Annotated in this window: 19 protein-coding genes, 1 tRNA gene and 1 pseudogene; 5 read left to right on the forward strand and 16 right to left on the reverse strand. The window is 67.6% G+C overall.

Features of this window, described 5'->3' with window-relative positions; translation table 11 throughout:
* Window positions 1-57: 57 nt before the first annotated feature.
* Window positions 58-285 (forward strand): hypothetical protein, encoded by a 228-nt coding sequence (locus OXR08_RS12025; protein ID WP_267350142.1) that lies wholly within the window; start codon window positions 58-60, stop codon window positions 283-285.
* 310 nt (window positions 286-595) lie between these two features.
* Here OXR08_RS12025 and OXR08_RS12030 read toward each other — a convergent pair whose 3' ends face one another.
* From OXR08_RS12030 to OXR08_RS12055, 6 genes and pseudogenes are all read right to left on the reverse strand, one after another.
* Entirely contained in the window at window positions 596-1,108 is a 513-nt protein-coding gene (locus tag OXR08_RS12030; RefSeq protein ID WP_346731905.1) for an ATP-binding protein, read from the reverse strand.
* A 457-nt stretch (window positions 1,109-1,565) separates the two neighbouring features.
* Window positions 1,566-2,552: pseudogene (locus OXR08_RS18715) on the reverse strand (AAA family ATPase); the annotation flags it as partial.
* Window positions 2,553-2,805: 253 nt separating this feature from the next.
* On the reverse strand, window positions 2,806-3,819 hold the full coding sequence (gene rtcA, locus OXR08_RS12040) for an RNA 3'-terminal phosphate cyclase (RefSeq protein WP_267350144.1): 1,014 nt from the start codon (window positions 3,817-3,819) through the stop codon (window positions 2,806-2,808).
* Window positions 3,816-4,613, reverse strand: coding sequence for a nucleotidyltransferase domain-containing protein (locus tag OXR08_RS12045; protein WP_267350146.1), 798 nt, complete (start codon window positions 4,611-4,613; stop codon window positions 3,816-3,818). The genes rtcA and OXR08_RS12045 overlap by 4 nt, the downstream gene beginning before the upstream one ends.
* Window positions 4,614-4,695: 82 nt before the next feature.
* Complete coding sequence (locus tag OXR08_RS12050) at window positions 4,696-5,922, reverse strand: RtcB family protein (protein ID WP_267350147.1); 1,227 nt, start codon at window positions 5,920-5,922, stop codon at window positions 4,696-4,698.
* Between the two features lie 386 nt (window positions 5,923-6,308).
* Entirely contained in the window at window positions 6,309-7,844 is a 1,536-nt protein-coding gene (locus OXR08_RS12055) for an RNA-binding protein (protein ID WP_267350149.1), read from the reverse strand.
* 350 nt (window positions 7,845-8,194) lie between these two features.
* Here OXR08_RS12055 and rtcR point away from each other — a divergent pair, with 350 nt between their 5' ends.
* Window positions 8,195-9,781, forward strand: coding sequence for an RNA repair transcriptional activator RtcR (gene rtcR / locus OXR08_RS12060; protein ID WP_267350151.1), 1,587 nt, complete (start codon window positions 8,195-8,197; stop codon window positions 9,779-9,781).
* Window positions 9,782-10,160: 379 nt separating this feature from the next.
* Here rtcR and OXR08_RS12065 read toward each other — a convergent pair whose 3' ends face one another.
* From OXR08_RS12065 to OXR08_RS12085, 5 genes are read right to left on the reverse strand one after another with little or no spacing between them, the layout of a single operon-like run.
* Entirely contained in the window at window positions 10,161-10,562 is a 402-nt protein-coding gene (locus OXR08_RS12065) for a thiol-disulfide oxidoreductase DCC family protein (RefSeq protein ID WP_267350154.1), read from the reverse strand.
* Window positions 10,555-11,091, reverse strand: a complete 537-nt coding sequence (locus tag OXR08_RS12070) for a DUF4166 domain-containing protein (protein ID WP_267350156.1) — start codon at window positions 11,089-11,091, stop codon at window positions 10,555-10,557. Before OXR08_RS12070 ends, OXR08_RS12065 begins: the two co-directional genes overlap by 8 nt.
* A complete protein-coding gene (locus OXR08_RS12075; RefSeq protein WP_267350158.1) occupies window positions 11,085-11,558 on the reverse strand; it encodes a DUF2269 domain-containing protein in 474 nt (157 codons plus the stop codon). Before OXR08_RS12075 ends, OXR08_RS12070 begins: the two co-directional genes overlap by 7 nt.
* Window positions 11,551-12,819, reverse strand: a complete 1,269-nt coding sequence (locus OXR08_RS12080; protein WP_267350160.1) for an SDR family oxidoreductase — start codon at window positions 12,817-12,819, stop codon at window positions 11,551-11,553. The genes OXR08_RS12075 and OXR08_RS12080 overlap by 8 nt, the downstream gene beginning before the upstream one ends.
* Before the next feature lie 14 nt (window positions 12,820-12,833).
* Window positions 12,834-13,157, reverse strand: coding sequence for a hypothetical protein (locus OXR08_RS12085; protein ID WP_267350162.1), 324 nt, complete (start codon window positions 13,155-13,157; stop codon window positions 12,834-12,836).
* Between the two features lie 163 nt (window positions 13,158-13,320).
* Between OXR08_RS12085 and OXR08_RS12090 the strand changes: the two genes are divergently transcribed.
* Both OXR08_RS12090 and OXR08_RS12095 read left to right on the forward strand, forming a co-directional pair.
* Window positions 13,321-15,063: a sensor histidine kinase gene (locus OXR08_RS12090; RefSeq protein ID WP_267350163.1), complete on the forward strand. Its 1,743-nt coding sequence runs from the start codon at window positions 13,321-13,323 to the stop codon at window positions 15,061-15,063.
* Window positions 15,060-16,409 carry a sigma-54 dependent transcriptional regulator gene (locus tag OXR08_RS12095; protein WP_267350165.1) on the forward strand — a complete coding sequence of 450 codons (1,350 nt, stop codon included), beginning with the start codon at window positions 15,060-15,062 and terminating at the stop codon, window positions 16,407-16,409. Before OXR08_RS12090 ends, OXR08_RS12095 begins: the two co-directional genes overlap by 4 nt.
* Here the strand turns inward: OXR08_RS12095 and OXR08_RS12100 are convergent.
* The 3 genes from OXR08_RS12100 to OXR08_RS12110 all read right to left on the reverse strand — a co-directional run bounded on the left by OXR08_RS12100 (window position 16,378) and on the right by OXR08_RS12110 (window position 18,074).
* Window positions 16,378-16,638 carry a hypothetical protein gene (locus OXR08_RS12100; RefSeq protein WP_267350167.1) on the reverse strand — a complete coding sequence of 87 codons (261 nt, stop codon included), beginning with the start codon at window positions 16,636-16,638 and terminating at the stop codon, window positions 16,378-16,380. The two genes, OXR08_RS12095 and OXR08_RS12100, sit on opposite strands and share 32 nt — an antisense overlap.
* A 219-nt stretch (window positions 16,639-16,857) precedes the next feature.
* Window positions 16,858-16,932, reverse strand: a tRNA-Gln gene (locus tag OXR08_RS12105).
* Window positions 16,933-16,976: 44 nt separating this feature from the next.
* On the reverse strand, window positions 16,977-18,074 hold the full coding sequence (locus OXR08_RS12110) for a branched-chain amino acid aminotransferase (protein ID WP_149680728.1): 1,098 nt from the start codon (window positions 18,072-18,074) through the stop codon (window positions 16,977-16,979).
* 60 nt (window positions 18,075-18,134) lie between these two features.
* Here OXR08_RS12110 and OXR08_RS12115 point away from each other — a divergent pair, with 60 nt between their 5' ends.
* Complete coding sequence (locus OXR08_RS12115; RefSeq protein WP_174236566.1) at window positions 18,135-18,641, forward strand: helix-turn-helix domain-containing protein; 507 nt, start codon at window positions 18,135-18,137, stop codon at window positions 18,639-18,641.
* Window positions 18,642-18,702: 61 nt separating this feature from the next.
* Here the strand turns inward: OXR08_RS12115 and OXR08_RS18720 are convergent, their stop codons facing one another.
* Both OXR08_RS18720 and OXR08_RS12125 read right to left on the reverse strand, forming a co-directional pair.
* Window positions 18,703-20,307 (reverse strand): tetratricopeptide repeat protein, encoded by a 1,605-nt coding sequence (locus OXR08_RS18720; protein WP_267350170.1) that lies wholly within the window; start codon window positions 20,305-20,307, stop codon window positions 18,703-18,705.
* The gene (locus tag OXR08_RS12125) at window positions 20,279-21,934 is read right to left on the reverse strand and encodes an electron transfer flavoprotein-ubiquinone oxidoreductase (protein WP_267350172.1); all 1,656 of its coding nucleotides are present in this window, start codon (window positions 21,932-21,934) and stop codon (window positions 20,279-20,281) included. Before OXR08_RS12125 ends, OXR08_RS18720 begins: the two co-directional genes overlap by 29 nt.
* Window positions 21,935-22,179: the final 245 nt, after the last annotated feature.

Raw genomic sequence — 22,179 nt, forward strand, 5'->3', positions numbered from 1 at the left:
ACCGTAGGGCAGGCAATAGGTCGGGATCAAGGCAAATGGCATGCACAATCGTCGGATATGCACCGGCGAGCCGCCGCAACGCCTGCGACCGAAGTGCAGATCAGCGGTGCCGTTTGCGCACCGCGTCATGACGTCGACCACGAGATCGTGAATCTGGAAACCGCTTATGACGGCGCCGCGGTCCGGACCACCGCGACCGCCTATCGCAATCTGGTCATCGGCCGAGTGATGGGCGTGCTGATCGTCGCGCCGTTGATGACGCAGGCGACCGCACGTCTCAGCTAAAGAGTGTTGCTGGTCGCACTCATGGGCATCTTTACCCTCGGCACGCCGAGCCTGCGCTCGCGGATGGGACGGATGCTTGGACCGTCACCTCGTTTGATCACAATGTCTTTTTGGCTTCGCATCAGTGGTGGCCAGCCTCGCCCCACACGACCGCCGTGCCGACGTAGTTGCGGCCATTGCATGATGTCTCAAGCCGCTCCCGATACCGTCCAGCTAGAGCCGCGCCGGCGGCTCTAGCTCCTCCAACCAGCCGCCTTCCAACGCGCTGGACGGAGTGGCGGACGCGTGACGGTTGCCACGCGTCCGCCGTTCAAAAGCCCAGTCTGACCGACATCCCGGGCCGAACCGCCACCTCGGCTTGCAACCGCGCCACAAGGTCCGCCGCGTCGGCGGCGGGCCAGTGCCGTAACTGCCGCGCGACCACCGCGAAGTCGCCGGGCGTCAGTCCCTCTACGGCGTGAAGGCACCTCGGAGCGGGCTCTCCGAAGAAGCGCTGGAATGCGGCGGCGGCGCGCGCCGCGCCGAGCGGTTTCAGCCGCAGCTTTAAGACGAACCGCCGCAATGTCGCCGGATCCAGCGCCGCCTCGTGGTTCGTCGCCGCAACTACCGGCAGCGGATGCAGGTCGAGCCACGTCAGCAGTTCGTTGACCTGTCCGACTTCCCAACTGGTCCGCGCCGTACTGCGGTCGAACAGCAGCGAGTCCGCCTCGTCGAACAACAGCACCGCCTCGCGGCGCCGCGCCTCGGCGAAGGCGTCGGCGATTTGCGCCTCGGTCTCGCCGACCCACTTGGACAGCAGGTCGGATGCCCGCTTGACCAGCAGCGGCCTGTCGAGCGCGCGCTAGATGGTGTGCAAAGGCGGTCTTGCCGGTGCCGGGTGGCCCGGTCAGCAGCAGCGAGACGTCGCTGGCGCCACCATCTGCCATGGCCGCGAACAGGCGATCGACCGGCCGATCGGTTTCAAACAGGTCGAGGTCGAACGCCGCCGGTCCCGGTGGCGGCAACGTGCCGCCACGCAACGCGCACACGAGTGCCTCGGCCGCGACGGTGCCGCCATCCTCTTCACCGGCCAGTTTGCCAGCACGCGCTGCTATCCGCAGAACCGTCGCCGCCTCGGGTGCGGCGTCGAGCAGGGTGGCGAAGCCCGGACCCGGCGTCACCCGCTCCTCCCGCGCGACCCGGTCGAGCATCGCCGCCGCCGCCGCGCGCGACGGCAGGTCGAGGCGCAGCACGAAGCTCATCCGCCGCAGGATCGCCGCATCGACATTGCCGATCGCGTTGGTCGTCCAGATCACCGGCACCGGGTTCGCCTCCAGCAGCCGATTGACGAAGACCTTGCTGCCCTCGCGCCGACTGAACCAGTCGCCGCCCGAGGATGGGCTGGCATCGCCGATCAGGTCCTCCATCTCGTCGAACAGCAGCACCGCCGGCCCCCGTCCGCCGAGCAGACGCTGCGCCAGGGCCAGCGCCGCGACACGCTCCCACCGAAGCGGTTCCTCGCCATCCTCGTCCGCCTCGCCGACGCCGTGCAGCACCGCGCCTGCCGCCGCGGCCAGCGTACGCGCCACTTCGGTCTTGCCGGTGCCGGGCGGGCCGTAGATCAGGATGTTGACCCCCGCCGCCCCCTCGCCCAGCGCCCCGCGCAGCAGCCGGACGAGGAAGTCGATCGGCTCGACATGCCCGAAGGCGTCCAGACCCAGGGTGGCAGCCTGCCGCCGGCCGACCAGCGTGTCGAGCATCGCCTCTTCGCTTCCCGGAGCCCGGTCGAGCAGGCGCTGCAAGGTCCAGCGAATCTCGACATCCGCCTCCCCCTCACGGGTTGCCGTGAAGCAGGCGAGGCCCAGCCGCGTGACGGCTCCTCGGCGTGCCGTACGTTCGGCATCCTCCGCCTCGGCTCCGGCCATTTCGCCAAGCAGTTGCGGCAGATCACGCCCGTGACGACTGAGCAATCGCGCCAGTGCTCCAACGCGAGGCAATCGGTCGCACGCGACCATAAGGTGCAGCAACGCCGCATCGATCGGCGAGAAGCCCAGCAACCGCGCCAGCGCACCGGCGAGGGCGAGCGCCTCCACCCGCACCGGCAGGTCGCGCGAGGCATTGAGACCGGCGAGCAGGGTTTCCCAGTTCCATTCGCCTTCCATCTCGGGCAGCAGCCAGGGCCGATGCGGCTCCGCCCATTCCAGCAGCGCCTTGGCGAGCGGTGCCGTGGCGGGCAACGCGCCCGCCGTCCGGAGCATCAGGCCCCGGACGATATCCAGTTCGTCCATATCGTATCCACGAGTCTCGGGCCGATGGCGCGAGAGCGCGCATCGACGTCATTCCTGTCGAATGGGTGAGGTACGGCGGGGGCGGATGCCGGCCCGCCGCCAACGTCGTGGGACGTTTACGCGAAAGGCCGGAGACCGCCGACCCGTGCACCGCAATGGGCGGCAAGGTCGAACACAGCATGTCTCCGTATGGCCCGCCGATTGGCGCGGGCTCGCGGGGCAGATAGCAGAAAGTCGTTACGCTCGCAATCCGTCAGGTGATCGTCACCGCATGGGCCCCTCCCGCCTGCTGCTCGAACCGGGTATGTCGCCCGGTGAAGCGCTCGATCACCGTTGCCGCCGTGCGCGCATGTTCGCTGGGCTTGACGGTGGTGAACACGCCGCCGCCTGCCAGCGCCATCGGCAGCAGCAACTGGTCGGCCAGATACGGTCCGGCAAACGCCTCGCACGCCAGATAGCCGCGCATGCGGCCTACCGCCGTCTTTGCGACCCGCTCCGCCGTCACGCCCAGTTGGGCGAAACCGCTGACGATCTCGGTGACATGCTCGAACCGCGCCTCCAGCAACAGGATGTTGCCCGGCCCCTGATCTACCGGCAGTTCCCGCATGAAGCATTCGCGCTCCGACCAGTCGAACGCCTTGCAGACCACCGCGATCTCCCGCTCGGCGATCGTCATGGGCAGGCCGGCGAACAAGGCGCACGCCGACACGCCCAGCGCCTGGCCGCGCGTCAGGCACTCGATCGGCCGGAGCGGACCGGGAATGATATCCACCTCGATCCGTCCACCGCCACGCGGGTAGAAGCCGTGCCGGACCAGTCGCGCCTCGATCTGGCCGCCCATCCGCTGCACGATCGGCAGGAAGCAGCGCTCGATGAAGTCGAACGGCGGGGCCAGCATGTTGTGGGTGCCGCCCTCCAGCACCAGCCGCGACGGGCCTTCGGCGAGCAGCAACGGCATCAGCACGGTCTGCAACACGAGCCCCGTCGATCCCGCCGTTCCGACCGAGAAGCGATAGTCGCCGGCGCTCACCCGGCCGGGACGGAAGGTCAGATCGGACGACCCGACGACCAGACCCTCGCACGTCGCGCTGCCGATCGTGCACGCCGCCTCGATCGCGGTAACGTGCTGGCGCATCAGTCCCGGCTTCGACCGCTTCGCGCGGACGTTGGTCACGCGAACCGGCTCGCCGGAGACGAGCGACAGCGCACATGCATTGCGCACGACCTGTCCCCCGCCTTCGCCCTCCGCCCCGTCAATCTCGATCATGTGTTCACCAGATGCAGGAATAGCGCCTCGGCCCGCTTGCGCGAGCGCGGATCGACGGTACCGCCCTGCACCTCGTCGGCGCGGGCAAGCTCGTCACGGATCAGGGCGTCGAGTGCGGGAAGGCGCGCTGTGTTGCTCCGCTCGTTGCTCCGCCGCTTCGCGGCCACCAGAGCGGCAACGTCGTCCGCCAGTCCGTCCGGCAGGCCGACGGCGTCGACCAGCGCCTGCAAGTTCATCGGCGGACGACCTCCACCCTCGCGCCGCAACCACCGGATCACGAGCGCGGGACGCAACGCGTAGAAATACTTCTTCACCGGCACCGCGCCATCGCCATCCAGCCACCGATCGGCTGCGTTCCGCCCCAGGCTGGCATAATGACAGGCCAGCGAGCGGGCATCGATCACGCTGTCCGCGAACGCGGCGAGATCAGCAACGATCTCGTCGTCGGGACGATAGCGGATCGGGCTTTCGATCCATTCGCTGACCACGGCGTTCGACTTCAGCAGCAGGCCCAGCGCCTTGCGGATGTCCCATCCGCTCAGGTCGATGTCATCGACGATCGGCGCCTCGACCACGTCGCGGCCCGGCGTCAGCGACAGATACCAGTCGCGCGGCCGGACATAGATGAAGCGAACATCGTAATCGCTGTCGGGTGACGGAAAGCCCCACGCCCGCGAGCCGGACTCGACCGTGAGCAGCAGGCGCACGCCCTCGTTCGCCTCGACCGCCGCCAGCCGGCGCTCGATGTCGCTCCGGACGGCCGGGGGGATTGCATCGCCTTGCAGGATAGTCATCGGAAGTTCCTTGTTGCGGCGGCGGCGGCGCTACCGCCGGTGAAGGGAAGCAACAGGCCCCCGGCCTGTCGCTGTTCCCGCTTCACCCCTTCACGCACACCACCTGTTTCAGCGTATGGACGATCTTAACCAAGTCGGCCTGCGCGGCCATGACGGCTTCGATCGGCTTGTAGGCCTTGGGCGTCTCGTCGATCACGCCTTCGTCCTTGCGACATTCGACGCCGGCGGTGTCGGCGATATGCTCGTCGAGCGTCACCAGCTTCTTTGCCTGCGTCCGGCTCATCACCCGCCCGGCACCATGCGAGCAGCTATCGAACGAGTCTGGGTTGCCGAGCCCGCGGACGATGAACGACTTGGCGCCCATCGATCCGGGGATGATCCCCATCACCCCCCTCGCCGCCCGCACCGCGCCCTTGCGGGTCACCAGCACATTCTCGCCGAAGTGGTTTTCGCGCGTGACGTAGTTGTGGTGGCAGTTGACCGCCTCCAATTCCGCCTCGAACGGCTTGGCGATGACCTGGCGCAGGGCGGCGATGACGTTGGTCATCATCATCCGCCGGTTGAGCGCCGCATAATCCTGCGCCCAGCCGACCGCCTCGACATAATCGTCGAAATGGTCGGTCCCTTCCGGGAAGTACGCCAGATCTTCGTCGGGCAGGTTCAGGTGCCATTTGCGCATGTCCTGCTTCGCCAGCTCGATGAAGAAGCTGCCGATCGCATTGCCGACCCCGCGCGAGCCGGAATGCAGCATCACCCACACCCGCGCCTCTTCGTCGAGGCACAGCTCGATGAAGTGATTGCCGGTGCCCAGCGTCCCCAGATGCACAAGGTTGTTCGTGTTCTTGAGCCGCGGGTGCTTCTCGCAGATCCTGTCGAAGCGCTGCACCAGGGTCGCCCACGCCGATACGATCGCGGGCGGCGGGCTGCCCCAACTGCCATTGTCGCGCTTGCCCCGGCCGACGCTGCGCCCCTGCGGCACCGCCTGCTCGATCGCCGAGCGGACGCCCTCCAGATGGTCGGGCAGATCGCTTGCCATCAGCGAGGTGCGCGCCGCCATCATGCCGCAGCCGATATCGACCCCAACCGCGGCGGGGATGACCGCGCCCTTGGTCGGGATCACCGACCCCACGGTCGCGCCGATGCCGACATGGACGTCGGGCATGGCGGCGACATGCTTGAAGATGAACGGCATCTGCGCCGCCCGCGCCAATTGTGCCCGTGCGCCGTCCTCGACCGGCACACCACGCGTCCAGGCCTTGATCGGCACGCCGCCGGGAACATCAGTATATTCGTACGTCGTTGCGGTCATGACGACCTCCTTGCATAATCAGGTGCTGGCAACGAGGATCTGCGAGACATCCGGATCGCCCCGGTGCGGACTCGAACCGCTCGGCCTTTCGGCCTTTACCGATGTAGTCCCGCAGGCATTTGCCAGCGTATGGATGGGTCACGGCGACGAGGGGATGGTGAGATGCGTTCCCGGTTATCGGCCGGGCGGCTGGCATCCTACAATGTAGTCCGACCAGCATTCGCCGTGTTGAAATGGGCCGTGGCGACGAGAGGTGGCGAGACGTCGAGCGACCTTGAGCTACACTCCCATGGCGGGATTTGAACCCGCATCTCCCGGTTGCCCGGGCGCTCTACTCTCCGGTCTGTCTGGGATGTAGTCCCGCCGGCATTCGCCACGGCCTTCCTTCAAACCTCCGTTTCGTTGACCAATTCGACCCAGTCGCGCGTTTGCCCGAGGGCGAAACGGGCGATCGTGTCGAACACGGCGTCGGAGAACCCTCCGACATTCAGTATCTCCGGCCGCCCTGTCGCCTGGGTGGTGCCGTGCGGCTGGATATCGATGCAGACGAGCCGAGCGTTCGGGTTGCGACGCTTCAGCCGCTCCCACTCCCGCATCGTCGCGGTCGCCCCGTGCCACGCCGCATCGACCCACGACTCGTTGTCGGAGACGATGACGACCAGATCGACCTTCGCCCCCTCCCGGTTCAGCCGGGCGAGCGGGGCCGACACATCGGTGCCGCCCCCGCCAACCGCCGCCAGTCGCGCCGCATTGACGGCAAGACGGGCGTTGGGGTCGAGCGCAAGATCGACGACATCGACCTCGAACGGCACCACCCGCGCCTGGCGGTTGGTGCGCAGCATCGCCGAGGCGACCAGAGCCGCCACATCGACGCACCGCACCGTGGTCGTCGCCCCCTTGCGATAACCGGTGACCGGCGACTGCATCGAGCCCGAAACGTCGGGGCAGACGACGACGTTGCCCGCAACCACCGGCACCTTGGCCAGCGATGCCTCGAGCGCCGTCTCCAGTGCCGCCTGCACCGCCAGCGGCACTCCATCCCCCACCGAGCGCAAGGCGACCAGCAATTGATAGGGCAGCACACCCGGCGCCGGCGCGGCGAGCCGTGCAGCCACCGCCTCGGTCACCCCCGCCACGCCGAACGCGCCATTGCGGGCCAGCGTGTTGAGGTTTATCTTGAGCGCCTGCCAACCCATCCGCGTCGCCAGCTCGGCCCATTGCTCCCGGGTCAGCGGGAAGGCCGTGAGCCACTCGAACGGCACCGGCGGCAGCGGTAGCGACGTATCGCGCTTCCACGCCTCGAAGGCGGCGATTTCGGCTGGCAGTGCAGCAAGGTCGTACGGCTTTCCGATCAGCCACCCATAAAAGGCGCGGCGAGCCGCATCGGCAGGCTTGGGATGAACAATCCTGACGATGTCAGCGAGGCTCGGGTCGCTACCGGTCGCTGCTGCCATCAGGTCGCCCATCGACGCCCGCTCCAGCCACTGCGTCACCAGCCGCTTCGGCCGCGAGCCGAGCGATGTCCGCCCGACCTGCCCCGAACGCAGGATCTGCACATAGCTGCGCACCATCCGCCCGGTGTCGATCACGCGGTCGAACACCGCCACGGACAGATCCGGGTCGGCAATCGTCAGATAGGCAGCGAGAAGCGCCGGCATATCCTTCATCGTACCCGATTGCCGCGCATAGACCGCGGCCCTGGCGACGAACGCGGGATCGCACGCCCGGGCGGCTGCCAGCGCTTCGGCGAGGTGTTGGTCGGCACCGGCGTAGAAGCTGTCGGCCAGCGTGACGGTCACGGCAAGCTGCGCGAGCGTGGCTTCCGGCCCATAGGCATAGGCCGCCGCGCCCTCCCGGTTCACCGCATCGGTGCGTGGCAACAGCCTTGCCACCGCACTTGCGAACAATCCCCTGTTGGCCATCGTCCAACTCCCTTCGAAAACCAGACAGGGCGGTAGCTTTCAAATCTGCGACATCCTGCTCCCAAAGCAGGCGTTCTACACAGACCAAGCTACGTCCTGTTTGCTTGGGGGCGGCCGGCCCATTCCGACCGCCCCTGCCGCTTATCGGATCGTTCGATACCAAGTGACCCGATGCCAATAGCATTGCGAAAGCCGTGCCAATTCCAGGAAGCGAGCAGAAGAAACTGGCAAAACCGTGCGTTTCCGGTGGCTTAATAAGGCTGCTGCAATGACGCGCGACGATCGGTGCTCTACAGCCTCTCCGAGCATAGACGATCGACGTCGATCATCTTTTATCCTACAGTATCGTCGTGCGCCCAACTGTTGTCATAGGCTTCCTTGGCTCCACGCTCGATGCGAGCAAGTTTGGCCCGTCACGCTGGTCGAAATGGCGGCCGTCGGTGGGGCTGACGATGCACGAGGATCTGCGTGTCGACCGACTGGTCCTGCTGCACGGCACCCAGCACCAGCGGCTCGCCCATTATGTGGCGGAGGACATCGCCTCCGTGTCGCCCGAAACGCGCGTCGAGCCACACATCCTCGATTTTGCCGACCCGTGGGATTTCGAGGAGGTGTACGGCAAGCTGCTCGACTTCACGCGGGCCTATCCCTTCGATCCGGAGGCCGAGGATTACCTCGTCCACATCACGACGGGCACGCACGTTGCGCAAATCTGCCTGTTTCTGCTGAGCGAAGCCCATTATCTCCCCGGCCGCCTGCTCCAGACGCAGCCCAGCCGGAGCGGCGGCAGCGCGGCGGGACGCTGGAACGCGATCGATCTCGATCTGTCGCGCTACGATAGCATCGCCACGCGCTTCGCCGCCGACAGTGCCGAGAGCACCAGTTTTCTCAAATCGGGCATCGACACCCGCAACTCAGCCTTCAACGCGATGATCGACGAGATCGAGCAGGTGGCGATCCGCAGCCGCGCGCCGCTGCTGCTGATGGGGCCGACGGGCGCGGGCAAGAGCCAGCTCGCCCGGCGCATCTATGAATTGAAGCGGCTCAAGCGTCAGGTGAAGGGGACGCTGGTCGAGGTCAATTGCGCCACGCTCAAGGGCGACGGCGCGATGTCGGCACTCTTCGGTCACCGCAAGGGCGCCTTTACCGGCGCCGCCGCCGACCGCGCCGGCCTGCTGCGGACCGCCGACACCGGCGTCCTGTTCCTTGACGAGATCGGCGAGCTCGGCCTGGACGAACAGGCGATGATCCTGCGCGCGATCGAGGACAAGCGCTTCCTCCCGGTCGGCGCCGACCGGGAGGTGGAGAGCGACTTCCAGCTGATCGCCGGCACCAACCGCGACCTTGTCGCCTGCGTGGCGGACGGCACGTTCCGCGACGACCTTTATGCGCGCCTCAACCTCTGGACTTTCGTCCTGCCCGGTCTTGCCGGGCGGCGGGAGGATATCGCACCCAATCTCGACTATGAACTCGATCGCCATGCCGAGCGTGAGGGCGACCGCATCACCTTCAACAAGGAGGCGCGCGACCGCTATCTGAGCTTTGCGACCAGCGCCGAGGCGCGCTGGCCCGGTAATTTCCGCGATCTCGCTGCCAGCGTGACCCGGATGGCGACGTTCAGCCCGGCCGGGCGGATCAATCTCGACTGTGTCACGGCCGAGATCGCGCGTCTGCAACGGCTATGGCGAAGCGGAAAAGCGGACGGGGACGCGCTGTCGACCCTGATGACCGCCGAGCAGCGTGACGCACTCGATCCCTTTGATCGCGTCCAACTGGCACATGTCGTCGAAACCTGCCGCGCCAGTCGCTCGCTGTCCGACGCCGGCCGTACCCTGTTCGCCGCCTCACGCCGCCAACGCACCTCGACCAACGACGCCGACCGTCTGCGCAAATATCTGGCGCGGTTCGATCTCAGCTGGGCGGACATCGCGGGTTAGGCGTCCTCCTCCTCCGGAGCGGCCCGTGCTCCTTCGGCTGCGCGCTCGATCATGGTGACATGGTCGAGCTTGCCCGTGCGCAGCACCGGCAGTGCATCGACCACCCGCAGGTCTTTACGTTCGGCGCCCGCGAAGATGCAGGTATTTCATCCATCGGTTTGATGGTGTGGGTTGGACAGACGCCGCATGCTGGCCATCGGCAAGATCTGCCGTTCTACATGCCGCTAGAGCACGGCAGAAGTGTCCCGACGCCGGTCGCCCTCGCCTCGGCGCGAGCAACACGATCGAACCACCGCTTCCGGTATTGCGCAGGTCGCTCTCCTGCGGCCGCTATACATCGCCACCCCGCCCTCTTTGCGAAGCGGCCTGCATCATGCGGCTAAGATAGAACCCGGCCAGCATCCTCCGGCGCTGGAAGCCAGCATGTCGACCGCCTGCCGAACAGGCGATAGCGGTTGCGAGCGATCCAGCGATAGGCCTCGTCGCGCAGCCAATGCGGTACCAGGCGGACCGCCCCCGCGACGCGCCACGGCCAGCCGAGGCCGGTGTAGATGGCGATCACCGCATCGCTGTCGCGCCAGACCCGATCGCCGTCGACGATCAGGATCGTGTCGGGATCGGTCGGGTCGATGCCGTGCTGGCGAAACAGCGCTGCCCCTGTCGTGCCCTGCATCGCAGCCAGCCGGAAGCGACGCTGGCGGTCGTGGCGAAGGATGAATTGGGCGTTGGCGGAACACAGGACACACTGCGCGTCGAACAGGATGATCGGGCCGTCAGTCATCGATCCCGTCCATGCGGCCGACGTAGCGGATGATCCGGCCGAAAGGCCAAAGGTCGATGGGCACGTCGAAGACATAGCGTCCGTCGTCTTCATGCTCCCGGGCGGGACAATGCGGGCGGAGGGCGGACGGCAAAGGAAGGCCCAGAAACCGAAAGCCGATCAGATCCAGTCGGAGCGCGCCCTCCTCCACCGACACGCGGAAGATGTTGGTCGCCAAGCCCATCCGCTCGATCATCAGCCCGTCCCGCTCGACCAGGCTGCTGTGGTAGCGGCGCCCGGCGAAATCGCGGTGCCAATGCTCGGCGGCACCACGCCGCTCGAACCGGACCGTCACCGGAATGGCGCTCCCGGCGGCGGGCAGTCGCATCAGACGGCAGAGCAACCGCGCCAGCGGGTTCGTGCTTGCCTCGACATGCGCAACGCCACGCCAGTGCTGGTCGATCCGGCTGTCATGCGCTTCGCGCAGGACTGGCGGCAGGTCGTCTATCGTGGCCCCGAGCAGGCGGCGGAACAGGGGCTGGGTCACCATGCGAACTCCGGTTTGGTCACCATCAGCCAGAAGATGACGATCACCCCGATAAACGCCGGCCAACCGAGCAGGAACCACAATCGCAACAGCTGGAAATAGCGAGCCGGCAGCGGCAGGTGCGACGGGGTGGCATCGGCGATGCGGCGCATCCGGATCTGGATTCCGACGACCGGCAGCCAGCACGCTCCCACCATCAGGTAAAGCGCGATCGATGCTGCCAGCCAGCCGGTGGTCAGCGGAAAGCCTGCGATATGCGCCAGCCACACGCCCGTCACCGGCTGGACGATGACGGCCGGGGTCGTGAACAGCCAGTCGGCGAGGACGACGTTACGGTTGACCACCCGCCGGGCCCCTCCGTCGCCGGATCTGTTCGCCATCCATCCATGAAAGGCGGTGCCGAGGCCGGTGCCGAACAACAGCGTCGAGCTGAGGATATGGACGGTTTTCAGCAGCAGATAGTCAGCCATGACGAGTCTCCAGCGCGCTGACGGCGAGTGACAGGGCGAAGACAGCGAGGTTCTTGACGAGCGGGCCGAAGGGATCGGCCCAGAGTTCGGGTGCGATCGCCGTCAGGATCAGCATGTAGACCGCCATCAATCCGATCCCGGCGAGCGCTGCACCGCGTACCCGCAGGAGCAACGCGCCCCCGATGGCGACGTCGGTCAGCGCGCCAGCCCACAAGGCGGTGGTCGCAAGGGTACCCGACAGGCCGACCCGCGCCAGCCACTCCATGTTCACCGCAAGCGGCGTGAACAACAACGGCACCGCTCCACCCGCGCACCAGACCAGCGCAAGGGCGGCGCGAAGGACCGGCGCGACCGGGGCAAGCCGTGCCGACCGCAGATCGGCTTCGTTCGCCGGGCGGCGGGCCAGCGCTTGTGCGATCGGCGCTGGACGGTAGCCGGTCATGGCGACGAGCGGTTCGACACAGGCCGTGTTGCCCGCGGCGAGCATCGCCATGCCCTCGCGCGTTACGGGGCCGTTGCCGAGGCACGCGACTCCGGCGATCAGCCATCGCGGCACCGTCATGCGGATCGCGTCCCGCAGGCCGAGCCAGCCTCGCAGGATCGTCACCAAGGTCGCGGTGGTCATCGGCGTGGGGCCGACCGCATCGATCCGGGCGGCCAGTGGTAGCGGGGCGCGAAGCAGGCGAACCAGTATCTCGACCAGATCGTCGACGTGAATCGGCTGGACCATGCCATCGGCGCGTCCGAGGTCCGGCGTGACCGGCAGGGCGGCCAGCGTAGTGAACAGCGCGCTGCTCTGCCCGCCATAGCCGATGACGAGCGACGGCCGGACGATCGCCCACCCTATGGCGGCCTCCATCGCCGCCAGATGATCGTCGGCGGCGGCCTTGCTGCGATGATAGGCGCTGGCCGCATCGGCCGCCGCGCCCAAAGCGGAAATCTGGAGTACGCGGCCGACCCCGGCGGCGCGACAGGCATCGAACAACGCGATCGCGCCGCCGCTATGAACCCTGGCATAGCCCCGGTCGTCGCCGAACAGCCCGGCGCAGTTCACCACCGCGTCGACGCCGGCGAGCCGATCGCACCAGTCGTCCGCATTGTCCGCGGCCAGATCGCAGCGGATCGCTGCGGCACCCGGCAGTTGTCGCCGAAGGCGATCCGGCGACCGACCGGCGGCGGTAACGCGGACGCCCTCCGTCACCAGCCGGGCGGCAAGGTGCCGCCCGATGAAGCCGCTCGCGCCGACGATCAGGACATGCATCCCCTCCGCTCCCGTCAGGCGGCGGCGCGGGGGTTGCGGCTCCACACCGCGAAGCCCATGCCGAGCAGCGCCATCAGCACGCCGATCAGCGCGCTGGTCATCGTACCCTGCACCAGTTCGGTCGGATCGGTGGCGACCCCACGCCATGACACGAACAGCATCGGCGTCGCGACCATCATAACGGTCGACCACATGGTCCAGAAGCGTGAGCGTTCCTCGGTACCACACAGCTCCGCGAGCAGGATCGACAGCGGACGCCACAGGGTTACGACGGCGAGCAGCGCGATCAACGCGGTCAGCGCATAGGTGATGAGCAAGGCTGCGATAGGCAACAGCATGGATGGTCTCCTTGGCAGTGCCGGGCGACGGTTGCCCGGCTCGGAAGACCCTTTGCGAATGGCATGCCAATTGCGGCGGATGGCGGAAATCCGCGCATTTCGCTCTGGCGAGGCGGGTGCGATGTTTACACCGTGAACGGAAGATGCTGCGATGCTGTCAACGATGGATATAGCTGTCGGCCTCTTCGCCTATATCGGCGCGCTCTCGCTGACCGCGATCGCCAGCGTGTTGCTGGCGCTGTTCGTGGCGCTACGGGTCAGGGCCGTACCCGGATCGACGCTGCTGGCGGTGTTCCTGCTAGGTGTCGCCCTTTGGAGCATCGCGCAGGTCCTGCCGGCGATCCTCGGCCCGGTGGCCGGGCCGGTGACGACCACGCTGATCGCGCTGTCGCCGCTGCCCGCGGCGGGCTTCGTCCATCTGGCCTTCGCCTTCGCGCTATGTGGGGCGTTGCGGCCGGTGGCGGTCGCGGCGTACGCGACCGCGGGCTTCACGACATTGATCGGGCTGATCTTCGGGGTCGGCGCGGTCGTGCCGTGGCACGGCTTTCCCGGAATGTTCGTGCCGTCGGTCGTCGGCTGGTGCGTGCTGGGGGTGGCAGCGCTGCTGTCGATCATAGGGCATCTGCGGCTGGCGCAGACATGGCGCGAGCAAGACGGTTGGCACCGGCGGCAGGCGGGCGCGGTGTTCGTGTCCAGCCTGATCGGGCTCATCGCGCTGACCGGCTTCGTTTTTCCGGCGCTGGGGATCGATTCCTATCCCTGGCCGGTCCTGCTGCTACCCTTCTACTCGGTCGCGCTGGTCTATGGCATCGTGCGGCACCGCTTCATGGCTGCCGATGTCTGGGCGCGGCGTGGGCTGGTGTGGCTGATGCTCGTCGCGGGCGCGGGCGCGGCGAGTGCATTGATCGCTTCGCTGCCGCTGGCGCTGGCGGGCCGGCCGGCGGGGCTGTTCGCGACGTGGGGCGCGCTGGCGGCGACACTCGCGCTGGGGCTGGCCATCCTCGCCCCGCTCAAGCGACTGGCGGACCGGATCGTCTTTCCCGGCGGGCGGATCAGCGAGGCGGATTTGGCCGCATGGCGTGACCGGCTGGCGGAAGCGACCGACGAGACATCGCTGGGTGACCTCGCGCGTACGCTGCTCCGGCATCGGCTAAGTTTGCCGACGGATGGTCCGACGCTGACGGTCGAGGGCGAGGCGGTGAACCTTGTCGGGTGGGCCGATGCGCCGATCGCGACCCGTCATCTCGCCGAGCGCTTTGCCGGACTGGTGACGGAAAGCGCCCGCCGCCTTGCCGTTGCGCGTCAGTTGGTCGACGCCGAACGCGCGGCGCGGCTCGCCGAACTCGGCGCGTTGGCGGCGACCGTCGCGCACGACCTGCGCAACCCGCTCGGCATCGTTCAGATGGCCGCGACCGGCGCGCCGCCCGAGGTGCGATCCGAAATCGCCGAGCAGGTGGCGCGGATGAACCATCTCGTCACCGACATCCTCGATTATGCCCGCGCCTGGACGGTCGTACCGCAGCCGGTCCGCGTCGCCGACCTCGTCGCATCGCTGGGCATGGAGGTAGACGTGCCCGATGGGCTGCTGGTGATGGCGGATCGACATGCGCTGCTGCGCGCACTGACCAACCTTGTCGACAATGCCCGTACGCTTGGCACCCGCGTCGCGATCATCGCGGACGCCGGGCCGCCGCTCACGATCGACATTTGCGACGATGGGCCCGGCATCACCTCCGAGATCCGCGACAGCCTGTTCCGCCCGTTCGTCTCGCGTCGTCCCGGCGGCACCGGCCTTGGCCTCGCCATCGTTCGCCGGATCATGGAGGCGCATGGTGGTACCGTCACACTCGCCGAGCGGCCCGGCTGGTCGACCTGTTTCCGCCTTACCTTCGGAGCGCCCCGATGATCCTGCTCGCCGATGACGAACCCGCCTTTCAGCGGCTGACCGGCGCATGGCTGCGCGGCCTCGGCCATGATGTCGAGGTCGTGGGCGATGGCGACGCGGCGGTGGCGGCGTTCAAGGCCAGACCCACCGATCTGGTCCTGCTCGATCTCGCCATGCCGCCGCATCATGATCCGGCAGCGGGGCTGGCGCTGATCCCCGCCTTCGCGCCCGCCGCCGTCGTAGTGATGACCGGCCATGCCGATCATGCGCTGGCGCTGAAGGCCGTGGAAGCCGGGGCGTGGGATTTCCTCGCCAAGCCGGTCGATCCCGATATGCTGCGCGTCGTCGTCGCGCGCGCACTGGAACGGGCGCGGCTCGCGCGCGAGGTCGCCACCTTGCGGGCACAGGCCGGGGCGGAGGAGGATATGGGGCTGGTCGGCACCTCGCGCCCGATGGCGGGCTTGCGCGACCTGATCCGCCGCGTCGCGCCAACCCGGCTCCCCGGGCTGGTGCTGGGCCCGAGCGGGACCGGCAAGGAACTGGTCGCCCGCGCGATCCATGCCGCCTCGCCCCGCGCCGCTCGCCCGCTGGTGACGATCCACTGCGGCGCGGTCCCGACCGAATTGCTCGAGAGCGAGCTGTTCGGGCATCTGAAGGGCAGCTTCACCGGTGCGACCGCCGACCGGCCCGGCCTGATCAAGACCGCGCATGGCGGCACGCTGTTCCTTGACGAGATCGGCGAAATGCCGCCTGCGATGCAGGTCAAGCTGCTGCGCTTTCTCAACGATGGCAGCTACCAGCCGGTCGGTGGCCGCGCCCCGCGCACGGCCGACGTGCGGATAGTTGCAGCAACGCATCGCGACCTCTCCGCCGCCGTGGCGGAGGGCAGCTTCCGCGAAGACCTGTTCTACCGGCTGAAGGGCGTGGTGCTGCGCACGCCATCGCTGGCCGAACGCGCGGCCGATGTGCCGCTGCTGGCCAGCCTGTTTTTGCGGCGGACGAGCCAAGGCCGGGCGAGCTTCTCGCCGGACGCGCTGGATTGGCTGACGGACCGATCATGGCCCGGCAACGTCCGCGAATTGCGCGCCGCGGTAGAATGCGCCGCCGCATTGGCGATCCCCAACGCGGCGGGCACCGTCGTCACCGCGGCCGACCTCGCCTTTGCGGTCGGCGACGCGTCATCGCCAGTGGAGAGCGTCGCCGGCATCGCATTCCAAAGTCTCGAAGAGGAAGTCGCCGCGCTCGAACGGCGCCGCATCGTCGAGGCGCTCCAGCGTACCGGGCACAACCATACGCACACCGCCCGCGAACTGGGCCTGTCGCGCGTCGGTCTGCTCAAGAAGATGGATCGGATGGGACTGCGATGATCTCTGCCCGACCGGTGACGATGGGCAGGCGGTCCACGACATCCGCCAGCTTCTGCGGTCGCGTCGCGCCCGCATAGCGGCCGGCGTTTTCGCTACCGATCTGCTGCCCAAGCAGGTCGGTCCGCGTATCCTCGAACGTCTGCAACGCCTTCAATCCGGTGCAGACCATATGCTGGCCGCTATGCACCGCCTGGCCTGGGAACAGATGTTCTTTATCGGCCGCCCGCATCGCGACGACGTAATCGAGCAGGCCAAGCCGCGCATCGCTACCATGTCGCTCTGCCCGGTCATGCGCGCCGACGCACGACCGGCTGGTCCCTCTTCAGAAGGGCTGACCATCGTCACACCGGTTACAAGATTTTGCGCTCTCAGCCGCCAACTGCAGCCTTCGACGCTACCGATGAACCGCGCTGCGCGGGTGACGTTCTCGATCGCTGGCATCAAGGACTGGCTGGGGCGGCAGGATTCGAACCTGCGTATGACGGTACCAAAAACCGTTGCCTTACCGCTTGGCGACGCCCCAGTGGAGTGGCGCGCCTTAAAGGGCGGCGCGCCACTTGAAAAGCCTCAATCTAGGCGGCGGAGCCACTGATGCGGGTCAGCCGCATGACCGCGCTGGATCGCGACCAATTGCTCGCGCAATTTGGTGGTGAGTTGGCCCGGTCCACCCGATCCGATGGTGAAGCGCCCGGCCGGCTCCGCCACGCTCCCGATCGGCGTCACCACCGCTGCCGTGCCACATGCGAACGCTTCAACCAGACGACCACTCTGCGCATCCGCGCGCCACTGATCGAGCGAATAAGGCTCCTCGCGCACCGTCAGCCCGGCATCGCGGGCCAGCGTCAGCACCGAATCGCGCGTGATGCCGGGCAGGATCGTCCCGCTCAGCGGTGGCGTCGCCAGCGAGCCGTCATCGAAGACGAAGAAGACGTTCATGCCGCCCAGTTCCTCGACCCATTTGCGCTCGGCGGCATCCAGGAACACGACCTGGTCGCACCCTTGCGCAATCGCCTCCTTCTGCGCGAGCAGGCTGGCCGCGTAATTGCCGCCGCACTTGGCTGCGCCGGTGCCGCCGGGGGCCGCGCGGGTATAGCCCTGGCTGACCCAGATCGACACCGCCGGCGCGCCGCCCTTGAAATAGGCACCGACCGATGAGGCGATCACCATGTAGAGATATTCGGACGAGGGCTTCACCCCCAGGAACACCTCGCTGGCGATCATGAACGGCCGCAGATAGAGCGACCCGCCCTCCATCGTCGGGATCCAGTCGCGATCGGCCTGCACCAGCCGTTCGATCGATTCCAGGAACAGCGCTTCGGGCAATTCGGGCATCGCCATGCGCCGCGCGGAATCGTTGAACCGGCGCGCGTTCATCTCCGGCCGGAACAGGCCGATACCGCCATCCTCCAGCGAATAGGCCTTCATCCCTTCGAAGATTTCCTGCGCATAATGCAGGACCGCGGCGGCCGGATCGAGGGTGAGCGGCTTGCGGGCGGTGATCTGCGCGTCGTGCCAGCCCTGCGCATCGTCCCACCGGATCAGCGCCATGTGATCGGTGAAGACGCGCCCGAAACCAGGGTCGACCAGCCGCGCCGCACGCTCGCTCGCGTCGACCGGGGTCGCGCTGGGATCGAAGCGGAACGGGACGGTCGTCGGCGCGTGCATGGCGGTCCTCTCAAACAATCAGGTTGCGGACGCGTAGGACCGATGGCTAAACCGGTCAACATGACTGCCTTGAACCAGTCCGCATCGGCACAATTTCTCCGCGAACCAGAGCTCCGCAAGGGCATGGAACTCATGTATTTCGGCAACAGCCATATCGTGCGATCGATCGATCGCGGGTTGGCGGCGCAAGGGCTGGGGCGTGCGCATCACCGCGCGCTCTACTTCATCGCGCGGCGGCCCGACATGACGGTCAGCGAATTGCTGTCGATACTGGCCATCACCAAACAGTCGCTGGGCCGCGTGCTCAACGAACTGACCGAACGAGGATTATTGGAGACGAGGCCCGGCGACCGGGATCGGCGCCAAAGGCTGCTGCGCCTGACGCCCGAGGGTTTGACAATGGAAAGCACGCTGTTCGAGGCGCTGCGCGAGAAGCTGTCCCTGGCCTATGCCCGCGCGGGGCAACAGGCGGTGACCGGCTTCTGGACGGTGCTGGAAGGGCTGATCCCGGAGGAAGAGCGCACCCGCATCGAAAAATTGCGCCTGCTGGACAAACGTCCGGGCTGACCCCCACCCCCTGGCCGGTGGGGCACGACCGGCGCCATCCCGCCCATATGCGGATACCCCTTCACCCCTCCGGCGCGCGGGCGAGCTTGGCGACAAGCCGCTCGCCGTCCGGCGCTTCGGCATACGAGGCGGCCGCCCGCCACGCATAACGCGCCTCGAACCTGCGGCCGAGCGCCCAATAGACATCGCCCAGATGCTCGGCGATCTCGGCATTGGCGGGTTCCTCCGCCGCCGCACGCTCCAGCAGCGGCACCGCCCGGCGCGACTGGCCGGCGATATGATAGGCCCAGCCGAGCGAGTCGGTGATGGACGGATTGTTCGGCGCGATCCGGCTCGCCGTCTCCAGCAGCTTCGTCGCACCCGCGACATCCTGCCCGCGCATCACCCGGGCATAGCCGAGGTAATTGAGCGCCAGCGGCTCGTCGGGCGCCAGCGCCACGGCCCGCGCCAGGGCCGGCTCCGCCTGCGCCCATTGCCCCGCCTGATCGAGCGCGCTGCCATATTGCATCCACGCCGCCCAGGGCACCGGCGGTTCCGCCGCCACGACGCGCGCATACCAGCCGGCCGCCTCGGCAAAGCGGCCATCCTCCGACAACAGGTCGGCGAACACCTGCCAGTCGCGCGACGATGCATTGCGGGCCGTCGCGCGGGCCCGTGCGAGATCGAGTGCGAGGCCGCCCTTGCCCATCGCATCCAGTAACCCGATGCGGCTGGCCGCGGCGGGTTCGACGAACGGGCTCTTGCGCCCCACGGCGTCCAGCACCGCCAGCGCCTGCGCCTCGCTGCCGTCGCGCGCCAGGGCGTCGGCCAGCACCAGCCGCGCGCGGTCATATCCCGGATCGGCGGACAGGCTGGCGCGGGCCAGCGCGATCGCGAGCGAACGCGGCCCCTGCCCCGCAATCTCGGCACCTACGCGGGCGAGCAGCCGCGATACCCCGAAAGCCAGCGTCGGCTTCGCCCCGATACCGCGGCGATGCGCGGTCAGCGTCGGATCGCTTCCCGCGATCAATGCCCGCGCCGCATCGCGGCGATGGCGGTGGAACAGCAACTGTGCGGCGGCGATGCGGATATCGAGCGGCGACTGCGCCCCCTCGATCGCGATGCGCGCACCGCCGCCATCGTCACGCCCCGCCGCGATCGACAGCAGGACCTGCGTTTCCAGCGACAGGCGCCGTGCCACCACATCCTTGGTCGCGGTCAGGATCGGGTTCGGGTCCTCGCCCCGCGCAAACGCCGCCCAGCCATGCAGCGAGGGCGCCAGGATGGCGAGCCCGCCACGCTCAAGCCGGGTGGCCGCGGCATCGAGCGCGGCCGGGTCGTTCCGCCGCGCGGCATCGGCGACCGCGATCAGCGCCACGTCCAGCGGCGCGACATCGGCCCTCTGCAACACCGCCGCGGCCCGGCGGACCAGCGCATCGTCACCCGCGGCCAGCGCTTCGCGATAGGCCCGCACCGCGATCACCGGATCGTCGGGCCGCCCCGCCAGCACCTCGCCGAAGCGCGCCGCCGCCGCATCGGGCCGCCCTTGCGCCGCGGCGATCCGCGCCGCCAGATAGGCGGACAGGTCGTCCCTGCCCCCATCCGCCGAGGCGATGGCGGCGGCAGGGCAGAACGCCAGGACGATCCCGATGATGCGGCTACATGTTCGGATAGTTCGGGCCTCCACCGCCTTCGGGCACGACCCAGTTGATGTTCTGGGTCGGGTCCTTGATGTCACAGGTCTTGCAGTGGACGCAATTCTGCGCGTTGATCACGAACTTCGGATCACCCTCCTCGACGCCCACCACTTCATAGACGCCGGCCGGGCAATATCGTTGCGCGGGCTCGTCATAGAGCGGCAGGTTGTGTTCGATCGGCACCGACGCATCCTTCAGCGTCAGGTGCACCGGCTGGTCCTCTTCATGATTGGTGTTCGACAGGAACACCGAGGACAGCCGGTCGAAGGTCAGCACGCCGTCCGGCTTGGGATAGACCGGCGGCTTCACCTGATCCTTGCGCCACAGCGTTTCGTGATCGCGGTGCTGCTTCATCGTGAAGGGCATCTTCAGCTTGAAATATTCGAGCCACATGGTGACGCCCGCCAGCCCCGATCCCATGAAGTCGCCGAACCGTGCCACCAGCGGCTTTGTGTTGCGGACGATCGACAGCTCCTTCTTGACCCAGGACCGCTCGAACGCGTCAGGATAGGCGGACAGTTCGTCGCCCTCACGCCCCGCCTGCACCGCCTCGAACGCAGCCTCGGCCGCCATCATGCCGGACTTCATCGCGGTGTGCGTGCCCTTGATCCGCGGCACGTTCAGGAAGCCGGCCGAGCAGCCGATCAGCGCGCCGCCGGGGAAGACGAGCTTCGGGATCGCCTGCAACCCGCCCTCGTTGATCGCGCGCGCACCATAGGACACACGCTTGCCGCCCTTCAGCAGCTCTGCGATCTCGGGATGCGTCTTCCATTTCTGCATTTCCTGGAAGGGCGACAGATAGGGGTTGGAATAGTTCAGCCAGGTGACGAAGCCGATCGACACCTGCCCGTTCGCCTGGTGATAGATCCAGCCACCGCCATTGGCATCGTCGCCCAGCGGCCACCCTTGCGTATGCACCACCTTGCCCAGTTCGTGCTTGGCGGGGTCGATGTCCCACAATTCCTTGATGCCCAGGCCGTATACCTGCGGCTCGCTGTCGCGGTCGAGGTCGAACTGGCGGATGATCTCCTTGCTCAGATGCCCGCGCACCCCCTCGGCGAAGAAGGTATATTTCGCGTGCAGCTCCAGCCCCGGCTGCCAGTCCGCCTTGCGCGTGCCGTCGCGCGCCACGCCCATGTCGCCGGTGGCGACGCCCTTCACCCGGCCATCGTCGTGGAACAGGATCTCGGCCGCGGCAAAGCCGGGGAAGATCTCGACGCCCAGTTCCTCGGCCTTGCCCGCCAGCCAGCGGCACAGATTGCCCAGGCTGCCGGTATAGGTGTTCTTGTTGTGCATGAAGGGCGGCGTCCACAGATGCGGCAGCACGCGCTTCTTCGTGGCGGACAGGATCCAGTGATGGTTCTGCGTCACCGGCACCTCGGCCATCGGGCAGCCATCCTCGCGCCAGTCGGGCAGCAGCTCGTCCAGCGCGCGCGGATCGATCACCGCACCCGACAGGATGTGTGCGCCGACCTCCGAGCCCTTTTCCAGCACGCAGACCGAAAGTTCGGCGCCACCCTCGGCGGCCAGCTGCTTCAGACGAATCGCGGCAGACAGGCCCGCCGGGCCCGCTCCCACGATGACGACGTCATATGGCATTGATTCGCGTTCGGTCATGCGCATCCCTCCGGTGGCGGTAGCGTCGCTTCTTTCGGGCGCGGGCCAACACCAATTTGTCCCTTTTGCCGATCCGACAGATTGACGTTTTCGTCAACCTTGAAGCATGGGTGAACCCAATATGGGGGCTTACCAGACCATCGATCCCGCACTTGCCGCCAGCGCGCTCGAATGGTGGCACGATGCCGGCGTGGACCTGATCGTCGGCGACGATCCGTTCGACTGGCTCGCCACGCCGATCGACG

The organism is Sphingomonas sp. GM_Shp_2 (assembly GCF_026540875.1).
In the GTDB taxonomy this organism is placed as follows: domain Bacteria; phylum Pseudomonadota; class Alphaproteobacteria; order Sphingomonadales; family Sphingomonadaceae; genus Sphingomonas; species Sphingomonas carotinifaciens.